This window comes from Pseudomonas peradeniyensis (assembly GCF_014268935.2).
Classification (GTDB): domain Bacteria; phylum Pseudomonadota; class Gammaproteobacteria; order Pseudomonadales; family Pseudomonadaceae; genus Aquipseudomonas; species Aquipseudomonas peradeniyensis.
This window is the reverse complement of record NZ_JABWRJ020000004.1, coordinates 1-10,643: the sequence shown is the minus strand read 5'-3', so window position 1 is coordinate 10,643 and position 10,643 is coordinate 1. Positions and strand designations below refer to the sequence as shown.

Sequence of the window (10,643 nt, the reverse complement as noted above, 5' to 3'; positions counted from 1 at the left end):
CATGACGCTCAGTCCTTTGGCAGGCAAGCCGGCTCCGGCCAGCGTGCTGGTCGATATTCCCCGCCTGTTGACCGCCTACTACACCGGCCGTCCCGACGCTGCGGTGGCGACCCAGCGCGTGGCCTTCGGCACCTCGGGGCACCGCGGCACTTCGTTCGAGCTGAGCTTCAACGAATACCACGTGCTGGCGATCACCCAGGCCATCTGCCTGTACCGCCAGGAAAAGGGCATCGACGGCCCGCTGTTCATTGGCGCCGATACCCACGCGTTGTCCGCCCCGGCCGCCGCCAGCGCCCTGGAAGTGCTGGCTGCCAACGGCGTGCAGGTGATGCTGAGCCAGGATGACGAGTACACCCCGACCCCGGCGGTGTCCCACGCCATTCTCTGCTACAACCGTGGCCGCCAGCAGGGCCTGGCTGACGGCATCGTCATCACCCCGTCGCACAACCCGCCGCAGAGCGGCGGTTTCAAGTACAACCCGCCCAATGGCGGGCCGGCCGACAGCGACGTGACCAAGTGGATCGAGGCCAAGGCCAATGAGCTGCTGGCGGCCAACCTGGCCGGCGTCAAGCGCATGGACTACAAGCAGGCGCTGGCGGCACCGACCACCCAGCGTCACGACTACGTCAGCAGCTACGTCGCCGACCTGGAAAACGTCATCGACTTCGACGTGATCCGCAGCGCCAACCTGCGCCTGGGCGTCGACCCGCTGGGCGGCGCCGGGGTGCGCTACTGGTCGGCCATCGCCGAGCGCTACCAGCTGAACCTGGAAGTGGTGAACACCGAGGTCGACCCGACCTTCCGCTTCATGACCGTCGACTGGGACGGCCAGATCCGCATGGACCCATCCTCGCCGTATGCCATGCAGGGCCTGATCGGCCTGCGCGAGCGCTTCGACGTGGCCTTCGCCTGCGACCCCGACCACGACCGCCACGGCATCGTCACCGCCGACGGCCTGCTGCAACCGAACAACTACCTGGCCGTGGCCATCGACTACCTGTACCGCAACCGCCCGCAATGGCGCAGCGACGCGGCGGTGGGCAAGACCGTGGTCTCCAGTGGCCTGATCGATCGGGTCACCGCCGCGCTGGGCCGTGAGCTGTACGAAGTGCCGGTGGGCTTCAAGTTCTTCGCCCAGGGCCTGTTCGACGGCTCGCTGGGCTTTGGCGGCGAAGAGAGCGCCGGCGCCTCGTTCCTGCGCAAGGACGGCAGCGTCTGGGCCACCGACAAGGACGGCCTGATCCCGGCGTTGCTGGCGGCCGAGATGACCGCACGCACCGGGCGCAACCCGAGCCAGATCTACGCCGACCTCACTGCAAAGCTGGGCAAACCCTACGCCACCCGCGTCGAGGCCAAGGCCGATGCGCGGCAGAAGGCGCTGCTGAGCAAGCTGGCGCCGGAGCAGGTCAAGTCCACCGAGCTGGCCGGCGAGCCGATCCAGCAGATCCTCAGCCACGCGCCGGGCAACAACCAGGCCATCGGTGGCCTGAAGGTGATGACCGAGAACGGCTGGTTCGCCGCCCGTCCTTCGGGCACCGAGGACATCTACAAGATCTACGCCGAGAGCTTCATCGACGAAGCGCATCTGGCGCGCCTGGTGGCCGAAGCCCAGGTGCTGGTGGACGCGGCGATCGCCTGATCGTCCGTTGAAGCCAATCGCGGGGCAAGCCCGCTCCCACAAGGCCAACGTACATTGGCCTTGTGGGAGCGGGCTTGCCCCGCGATGCATTTGATTGTTCCAATTTTGGAACGAACCATGCCATTTTAGCTGTCTACCGGATCATTAGTCTCATCTGTAAGGTGATACCTATCAAACAGGAGGCTTCTCATGAAAAAGATCCAGGGCATCCACCGCAGCCCCCACGCCCATTGGGTGGGCGACGGCTTCCCGGTGCGCAGCCTGTTCACCTACGATCACCTGGCCCGGCACATCAGCCCGTTCCTGCTGCTGGACTACGCCGGCCCCCACGATTTCGCCCCGACCACGGCCCGTCGTGGCGTCGGCCAGCATCCGCATCGCGGTTTCGAGACGGTGACCATCGTCTACCAGGGCGAACTGGAGCACCGTGACTCCACCGGCGCCGGCGGCCTGATCGGCCCGGGCGACGTGCAATGGATGACCGCCGCAGGCGGCATCATCCACGAGGAGTTCCATTCCCCGGCCTTTGCCCGTAGTGGCGGCACCCTGGAGATGGTGCAACTGTGGGTCAACCTGCCGGCCAAGGACAAGCGTGCCGCAGCGGGCTACCAGACGCTGCTGGCCAACGACATTCCCGTGGTGACGCTGGCAGGCGAGGCGGGTAGTTTGCGGGTGATCGCCGGACGCTACCTGGATCATCAGGGGCCGGCGCGCACCTTCACCGAGATGGATGTCTGGGATCTGCGGCTGAAGGCCGGCGCCACACTGCAACTGCCCTTGGCCGCCGGGCGTAATGCCGCGCTGGTGGTGCTGCGCGGCAACCTGCGGGTCAACGACGAGCGCGAGGTTGGCCCGGCCAGCCTGGTGCTGCTGGAGCGCGATGGCAGCGATGTGCGCCTCGAGGCGCTGGAAGAGGTCAGCGTGCTGCTGCTCAGCGGCGAGCCGATCGACGAGCCCATCGTTGGCTACGGGCCGTTCGTGATGAACAGCCAGGCGGAAATCGCCGAGTCGTTCGATGATTTCCAGGCCGGGCGGTTCGGGCAGGTAGCTGGCGTCGAGCGCGGCGTCGTTCAATAGTACCCATCGCGGGGCAAGCCCGCTCCCACGCCTTGAGTCCACAATGACTCAAGGCGTGGGAGCGGGCTTGCCCCGCGATTTTTTTTGCGCGTCACTCCTGATCCGGCACCACCGCGATCACATCGATCTCCATCAGCTATTCGGCCTGGGCGAACCATCTGGAAAAGGTTCAGAGTTGCGAACCACGGATGACTCTTACGGTTCCCTCGTTGAAACGCTCATCCTCTGAGTCCGAGTTGTAAGGCGTTGAATCATTTGAAGGGGATCGTTCGTCTGTCGAGTCAATCGAGCTATTACGGGATAGGGAGGCAACGTGCGAGCGGCTGGTTGTCGTGGTGCCGGATTCCGGCTTTCCAGATGTCCCAGTAGTTATCAATGGCTGGGGAGGGGGTGACTTAGGCGACTTAGTGGAGCGCCCGTTAGCGAGGGCGTTTGACGAAGCTGCCTGTGACGCGCCCGAGTTGCCGGTCTGCTTGTTGTGAGCGTCTGAGGAAGAACGAGTATTGGTTTGCTTACTGCGTTTAACGCTGGAAAGAGAGGCGGGGCGTTCCGGTGTGAACATGTAACTGGATAAACCAGTTTTAGTGTCTACCAGGGTCACAAGTGTATTGGTGGCCTTATACATCATTCCCGAAGGATCTGTTCGATTGATGGGGTCGTTCTGGCAGTAGGCATAAGCATTAATTCCACCATCACCAAACGGGCTCAAGTCGTCGGCCGAGACAAATCGCATCAGGACTGGGTTGAAGCTTCGGTGGCCGTTGCCTAGCAGATAAACACCGGTCAACGGTTCGCGGTGCTGGTTATTGAAACCGAGCAATGGCGCTACAGCTCGCGCAGGTCCCAGGTGTCCAAAGGCACAGTAGGCAAACACACCTGGCTGCTGGTCACTAAGTCGTTTCAGAACCGAACCGGCAATATCTGTCACCAGTAGCCTTGTGGATGGCAGGGAACTTGGATGAGACATGGTCGCTCCTGAGTCTGGCAAACTCGAAAAGCTGACTATGGAATGGGCTGCCTGTATCGACAACTGGCAGAACTATCAGGAGGGCAACGCTGAATCAGCACAAATCCTTGAAAGGGTGAAGGGGCCGCAAGGCAGCCCCAGGTACTGCATGTCGTTATTCTTGCTCCGGCACCACCGCGATCACATCGATCTCCATCAGCCATTCGGCCTGGGCCAACCCGGCCACCACCAGCCCGGTGGAAATCGGGAACACCCCCTTGAGCCACTTGCCCACTTCCTTGTACACCGGCTCGCGAAAGCGCGGGTCGGTGATATAGGTGGTGGTCTTGACGATGTGCGACAGGTCCGAGCCCGCTTCTTCGAGCAGCTGCTTGACGTTCTTCATCGCCTGCTCGGCCTGGGCCTGCGGATTGCCCAGGCCCACCAGCCGGCCTTCGAAGTCGGTGCCGACCTGCCCGCGCACATAGATGGTGTTACCGGCCCGCACGGCCTGGCACAGGTCGTTGTCCAGGGTCTGGTTGGGGTAGGTTGCCTTGGTGTTGAACATGCGGATGCGGGTGTGGGTAGGCATCAGAGGGCTCCGAAGGTGCTGATGTTGCTGATCGAGGGTTGCTGCTCATCCGCGGCGCGCTGCTCGCGGTCGCGGTAAGCCAGGTAGGTGCGCTGGGTGGCGATATGACCGGCGACGTGCTTGGCGTCGTGCCACACGCCCCAGATGAACGACGAGCCACGGCGCGACAGCCAGGGCAGGCCGAGGAAGTACACGCCCGGCTCCTTCGACACGCCGCGCTGGTGTTGCGGCTTGCCGTTGGCGTCGAAGGTGTCCACCTGCAGCCAGCTGAAATCCACGCCGTAGCCGGTGGCCCAGATGATGCTCCTGACGTTGGCCTGGGCCAGGTCCAGTTCCAGCAAGGGCTGGCTGACGCAGGCCGGGTCGGCCAGGCGCTTGCGCGCCTCGGGCTCCTCCGGCAGGTCCAGGCCGTTGCGTTCGACATAGGCGTCGGCGGCGTCCAGCAGGGCCAGGTAGTTCTCGTCGCCGCGGTTGATGTTGTCGGCCAGGTTGTCCTGGAAGCGGGCCACGCCGCCTTCGAACGACTGGGTCAGGCCGACCAGGGTCATGCCTTGGTGGGCGAGGGCGCGAAAGTCCACGGTATGGCCACCACGGGCGCCGGACACGGCGATGGTCACGTGCTCACGGCCAGGCTTGGCGATCTCCGCGTCCCACTCGCCGAGCACGCCCAGCCACCAGCAGAAATCGCGGTTGCGGTAGCTGCGCGGCGGACGGTCATGAGCGCCGACCGAGAGGTACACCTGGCGCCCGGCGCGCATCAGTTCCTCGGCGATCTGCACCCCGGAGGAGCCGGCGCCGACCACCAGCACCGCGCCCTCGGGCAACTGCCCGGGGTTGAAGTAGGCGGCGGAGTGGATCTGGTGCAGGCCTTCGTCCTTCGGCGCGATGGCCGGGATCACCGGGCGCTGGAACGGACCGGTGGCGGCCACCACGCGGTTGGCGCGGATCACGCCCTGGTTGGTGTCGATGGTGAAGCCCGGGCGGTCGGCGTTGCGCACCACCTTCCTCACCTCGACCCCGGTGCGTACCGGCAGGTTGTACTTGCGCACGTACTGCTCGAAGTAGTCGGCGACCTGGTCCTTGCCGGCGAAGGCGTCGGCGTCGAGGTCGAATTCCAGGCCCGGGAAGCGGTCGTGCCAGACCGGCCCGTTGGCCACCAGCGAATCCCAGCGCCCGGTGCGCCAAGCCTCGGCGATGCGCTTGCGCTCCAGCACCAGGTGCGGTACGCCGAGCTTGCTCAGGTGTTCGCTCATGGCCACGCCGGCCTGGCCGGCGCCGACCACGAGGGTGTCGATTTCGATGTTGTTCAGTGTCATGTCCCAGCCCTTCTTCAGCGGCGTTCTTGTTCAGGTCGGTGGGGACCGCCTTTGCCTGGGGCCAGACTAGGGATGGGCGGGAAATCGCGAAAATAGTATTTAGCTGGGGGTTGCCGATAAATTGGCGAAGGGGGGAAGGGCTCGACCGGACTTTACCTGATACGTGGGAGCGGGCTTGCCCCGCGATAGCGCCCGCGAGGCCATCGAAGAGGGTTAGGCTGACCTCATCGCGGGGCAAGCCCGCTCCCACGAGTTCTACTTGGCGCCTCCATAGTTTTTTCCTGCCCAGTACCGAGGAAAATGTTGGTTTCGCAGCTTTCGGGGCCCACCGAGAATGCCGGTAACCTCAACACAGGAGCTGCACCATGACCTTCTCCATCATCGGCCGCTGCCAGGAAACCGGCCAGGTCGGCATCGCCATCAGTTCATCGAGCATCGCCGTCGGCGCCCGTTGCCCGTGGGTACGTGCCGGTGTCGGTGCCGTGGCCACCCAGAACATCACCCTGCCGGCCCTCGGCCCGCAGATCCTCGACGCCCTCGAACAGGGCCAGCTGCCGCCCGCAGCGGCGCTGGACCGGGTGCTGAGCGCCAATGGCTGGAGCGAATATCGCCAGGTCACGGTGATCGACAGCCAGGGCCAGGTAGCGCTGTTCACCGGCAAGGAGGCCCTGGGCGTGCACAACGCCGTGGCCGGCGAGCAATGCGCGGCGGCCGGCAACCTGCTGTCGTCGCGGACGGTGATCGAGGCCATGGTGGCGGCATTCGAACAGGCCGGTGGCCACCTGGCCGACCGCCTGCTGGCGGCGATGCACGCGGCCATGGCTGCAGGCGGTGAGGCGGGGCCGGTACACTCGGCGGCGTTGAAGATCGCTGGCGAGCTGACCTGGCCGTTGGTGGACCTGCGCGTGGACTGGGCCGAACACGATCCCATCGGCGAGCTGGACAGCCTCTGGCAGGCCTATCGCCCGCAGATGCAGGACTATGTGACCCGTGCCCTGAACCCGACCGCCGCGCCGAGCTATGGAGTGCCGGGCGATGAATGAGGTTTCCAGCCGTGCGCTGCTCGAGCGCTTGGTCGGGTTCGCCACGGTCAGTCGCGATTCCAACCTCGAGCTGATCGCCTTCATCCGCGACTACCTGGCCGGGCTTGGTGTCGCCAGCGAGCTGTTCCACAACGAAGAAGGCACCAAGGCCAATCTGTTCGCCACCATCGGCCCCGCCGACCGTGGCGGCGTGGTGCTCTCCGGGCACACCGACGTGGTGCCGGTGGAGGGCCAGGCCTGGACCGTCGAACCGTTCCGGCTGACTGAACGTGAAGGGCGCCTGTACGGCCGTGGCACGGCTGACATGAAGGGCTTCATCGCCTCGGTGCTGGCGGCGGTGCCGGCGTTGCTTGCCCAGCCGCTGAGATTGCCCGTGCACCTGGCGTTTTCCTACGACGAGGAAGTCGGCTGCCTGGGGGTGCGCTCGATGCTCGATGCCCTGGCGCAGCGCCCGCACAAGCCGCGCCTGTGCCTGATCGGCGAGCCCACCGAACTGAAGCCTGTGCTCGGCCACAAGGGCAAGCTGGCCATGCGTTGCCAGGTGCATGGCGCCGCCTGTCACTCGGCCTATGCGCCCTACGGCGTCAATGCCATCGAGTATGCGGCGCGGCTGATCGGCAAGCTGGGCGAGATCGGTGACGACCTGGCGCGCCCCGAGCATCACGACGAGCGCTTCGACCCGCCGTTCTCCACGGTACAGACCGGGGTAATCAAGGGCGGCCGGGCGCTGAACATCGTCCCCGAGGAGTGCGAGTTCGACTTCGAAGTGCGTGCCTTGCCCGGCTTCGAGGCCCAGGCTGTGGCCGACCGCCTGCAGACCTACGCCGAGGCCGAGCTGCTGCCGCGCATGCGTGCCGTCAGTGCCGCCAGCGACATTCGCCTGCACGCCCTGAGCGCCTACCCGGGCCTGGCCACGCCAGCCGAGAGCGAGGCCGCACAACTGGTGGCGTTGCTCAGCGGTTCGGACGATTTCGGTACTGTGGCCTTCGGCACCGAGGGCGGCCTGTTCGACCAGGCGGGTATCCCCACGGTGGTCTGTGGGCCCGGGAGCATGGACCAGGGCCACAAGCCCGACGAGTTCATCAGTGTCGAGCAGTTGCAGGGATGTGACGCGATGTTGCGGCGATTGGTGGACCATCTGAAGCAAGCATGACAATCGCGGGGCCAGCCCGCTGCCACAGGTTTTGCAACTACCTGTGGCAGCGGGCTGGCCCCGCGACAAGGTTACAGCGGCTCAGGCCTGAACAACGGTTTCTTCATCACGCCCTTGATCCACACGACGGCAATCAGCGACACCACCGCCAGCACCACCCCCGCCGTACCGAACACCTTCAGGTTCATCTCCGGGCTGGGCGAGGCATGCCAGATCGCGTACAGCATCCCGCCGATACCGAACAGCTGCGGCAGCGGGTAGAACGGTGTGCGGAATGGCCGCGCCAGATGCGGGTAGCGCAGCCGCAGGGCGATCACGTCCAGGTGCACGATGATGTACGCCAGCAGCCAGGCCAGCGCGGCGGCCAGCAGCAACAGGTTGATTGCCGCGGCGTCCTGGCCCATCAGCAGGATCGGCAGGCCGGTGATCGCCGCGACGAACAGCACGGCCACCCAGGGCGTGCGCGCACGCGGGCTGAGCTGCTTGAACTGGGGGAACGCCTGGCCGTTGCAGGCCATGCCGTAGAGCATGCGCGGAATGGCCGCCAGCGAGGTGTTGAGGGTGCTGCAGGTGGCGGTCACCGCGGCGATCACCAGGAACACTTCGCCGGTCTTGCCGAACACCGTGGTGGCGAACAGGTAGTGGGGCAGGGCATCGCTGCTCAGGGCTTCGCGGGGTACCAGGAACAGTGCGCCCAGCCCGTACAGGCCGATGGTGGCGAAGATCACCGTCAGGCCGATGATCATCGAGCGCGGGATGTTGCGTTCGGGCTTGCGGGTTTCCTCCACCAGCGAGCAGACGAACTCGGCGCCGACGAAGCCCCACACGGCCATGGCGGTCAGGGCCAGCACCCCGGCGCCCATGGGGTTCCAGTCGCCCTGCAGCAGGGTGGTGGTAACCCCTGCGGCATGCCCTTCGCTGATCGCGGCAATGCCGAGGATCAGCAGCACGATCACCATGACCACGGCCATCGCGCTCTGCAGTTTGGCGAAGATGTCGATGCCCATCAGGTTGAGGCCGGTGAACAGCGCGAGCACGCCAAAGGCCACCGAGTATTGCGGGAACACCCCGGGGTAGACCTTGCCGACGATCAGGTCGAGCAACAGCAGCTCAGCCGACAGGGCGAACATGGCCACCACCACGTAGCCGGAGAAGGTCGCCAGGATCGCCGGGAAGTGCCCCAGCGCCACTTCGGTGTAGCTCGACAGGCTGCCGGCGCGTGGCACCAGCAGGGCCAGTTCGGAAAAGGAAAAGGCGTAGCTCAGGGCCAGCAGGTAGGCCAGCCCCAGCGGCACGATGAAGCCCAGGCCGGCAGCGCCGACCCCCTGCAGCATCATCACCATCACCCCTTGCGAGACCACCAGGCCCACGGCCACCGCCAGCAGCGACCCCAGCCCCAGGACCCGGCGAAAGCCGGCTTGATCGTGCTGCACGCTGGCAGGCACGGACGCACTTGCACTCATGACAGTTTCCCCGCTCTTTGTTGTTGTAGTTGCGCCAGATACTGGGACAGGGGGCGGGGCGGGGAAATTAGTAAATATGTGGTTGCTGGGCAGGAAAAAGCTATGCGCGGCAACGCCGCTCCTACAGAGCTCGCCAGGTCTGTGGTCAGAACGTCGCCTTGACCTGCAAGCCGAATACCAGCGCGTTGTCGATGTCTTTCCCGGAAAATGCTCCCGGCTCGACGATGTACTGCACATCCGGCCGCAGGTTCAGCCACGCGGTGGCCTGGTAGCCATAGCTCAGCTCGACCAGTTGCTCGGCGCTGTCGAGGTTCGGCAAGGGCTGCCCGGCATCGACGGCCACATCTTCCAGCACAGCGCGGCTGCGCGGGTTCGGTACCGCGCGGCCGTACCCCAGCGCGACGGTATCTCGTGGTCGGCCTTCGAACGGTTTGTACAACACCACCCCCGCGCCATACCACTTGGTGAACGGCGAGGCGGCCTTGCTCGAGGCCGAGTACTGGCCAAAGGCATGCAGGCTGCGCCCGGGCGATGCCGGGTCGTTCCACACAGCCTGGTCGACCAGCAGGTAATGCCCGCCACGACCGGCGACGTCCTCGCTGCTGCCGATGCGCTTCACGTTCGAGCTGTCGTAGTAGTAACCGAGCTTGTACTCGCCCGGCAGTTCGCCGCGCAGCTTGTACACCAGTTCCACCGGGACCACGGTGCCGGTGGTGTGCTTGGGCCCCAGGTGCCAGGCACGGCTGGCATTGCCGTTGCTCTCGGGGTCGACGTTGAACGCCGCCACCCGCAGTTGCCAGTCGGGCGTCAGGTCGTATTTCACCCGCGCGCCGAGGTGGGCGTTGGGGTAGTTGGTCCAGCCGCTGCCGCCGGACATGTTCAGCGGGTGGCCGCAGAAACCGGCGTTCATGAAGTTGCACAGGATGCCGCTGTCCAGGCCGCCGAGATCGTTGCCCATGGCCATGTAGCCGAACTTGAGGCTAAGCGCGGGCGACAGGTCGCGTTCGTAGCTGAGTTCGGTGAGCCGGGTGTAGAGGCCGCCATAGTTTTCCTGGATCGGCAGGCGGTTGCCCACCAGGTCCTCCGAGGCGCTGTTGCCGCGGCGGTCGTTGATGGTCAGCTGGACCTTGCCGCCGTTGTCCAGACCGTACAGCTTCGACAGGTCGAACTGCACGCCCAGCTTGAGGTTCTGTGAATAGCGGGCCGAGCGGTGCAGGCCGCCATGGGCGTTGTAGGCGGTCTCGCCGCTGTAATCGCCGGTGAAGGTGATGCCGTCTGCCTCGAGCTGGTGGCGCAGGCCGCCCCAGTCGCCGATCAGGGTGTTGTCGGCGGCGAATGCAGGGGTGCTGGCGAGGGCAAGAAGCAGGGAGGGGGTGAGGCGTGAAACAGATGACATTGTGAAGTCTCGGGTGGT

At 65.4% G+C, this 10,643-nt stretch carries 9 protein-coding genes; 4 read left to right on the top strand and 5 right to left on the bottom strand.

What is annotated here, in order from left to right; translation table 11 throughout:
- Position 1 precedes the first annotated feature (1 nt).
- Positions 2-1,639 carry a phosphoglucomutase (alpha-D-glucose-1,6-bisphosphate-dependent) gene (pgm, locus tag HU751_RS20405; RefSeq protein ID WP_186734398.1) on the top strand — a complete coding sequence of 546 codons (1,638 nt, stop codon included), beginning with the start codon at positions 2-4 and terminating at the stop codon, positions 1,637-1,639.
- A gap of 189 nt (positions 1,640-1,828) precedes the next feature.
- Positions 1,829-2,716, top strand: a complete 888-nt coding sequence (locus tag HU751_RS20400) for a pirin family protein (RefSeq protein ID WP_186734397.1) — start codon at positions 1,829-1,831, stop codon at positions 2,714-2,716.
- 169 nt (positions 2,717-2,885) lie between these two features.
- On the opposite strand, the gene HU751_RS27130 is transcribed toward HU751_RS20400, so the two are convergent.
- From HU751_RS27130 to HU751_RS20385, 3 genes are all read right to left on the bottom strand, one after another.
- Complete coding sequence (locus tag HU751_RS27130; protein WP_186734396.1) at positions 2,886-3,683, bottom strand: RHS repeat-associated core domain-containing protein; 798 nt, start codon at positions 3,681-3,683, stop codon at positions 2,886-2,888.
- Between the two features lie 154 nt (positions 3,684-3,837).
- Positions 3,838-4,254 carry a RidA family protein gene (locus HU751_RS20390; protein ID WP_186734395.1) on the bottom strand — a complete coding sequence of 139 codons (417 nt, stop codon included), beginning with the start codon at positions 4,252-4,254 and terminating at the stop codon, positions 3,838-3,840.
- Positions 4,254-5,570 carry a flavin-containing monooxygenase gene (locus HU751_RS20385; RefSeq protein WP_186734394.1) on the bottom strand — a complete coding sequence of 439 codons (1,317 nt, stop codon included), beginning with the start codon at positions 5,568-5,570 and terminating at the stop codon, positions 4,254-4,256. The genes HU751_RS20390 and HU751_RS20385 overlap by 1 nt, the downstream gene beginning before the upstream one ends.
- A gap of 365 nt (positions 5,571-5,935) precedes the next feature.
- On the opposite strand from HU751_RS20385, the gene HU751_RS20380 reads away from it, so the two are divergent.
- A complete protein-coding gene (locus HU751_RS20380) occupies positions 5,936-6,613 on the top strand; it encodes a DUF1028 domain-containing protein (protein ID WP_186734393.1) in 678 nt (225 codons plus the stop codon).
- Positions 6,606-7,766 carry an acetylornithine deacetylase gene (gene argE, locus HU751_RS20375; protein ID WP_186734392.1) on the top strand — a complete coding sequence of 387 codons (1,161 nt, stop codon included), beginning with the start codon at positions 6,606-6,608 and terminating at the stop codon, positions 7,764-7,766. Before HU751_RS20380 ends, argE begins: the two co-directional genes overlap by 8 nt.
- Before the next feature lie 71 nt (positions 7,767-7,837).
- Here the strand turns inward: argE and HU751_RS20370 are convergent, their stop codons facing one another.
- Both HU751_RS20370 and HU751_RS20365 read right to left on the bottom strand, forming a co-directional pair.
- Complete coding sequence (locus HU751_RS20370; RefSeq protein ID WP_186734391.1) at positions 7,838-9,229, bottom strand: APC family permease; 1,392 nt, start codon at positions 9,227-9,229, stop codon at positions 7,838-7,840.
- 145 nt (positions 9,230-9,374) lie between these two features.
- Positions 9,375-10,625: a carbohydrate porin gene (locus HU751_RS20365; RefSeq protein ID WP_186734390.1), complete on the bottom strand. Its 1,251-nt coding sequence runs from the start codon at positions 10,623-10,625 to the stop codon at positions 9,375-9,377.
- Positions 10,626-10,643 lie beyond the last annotated feature (18 nt).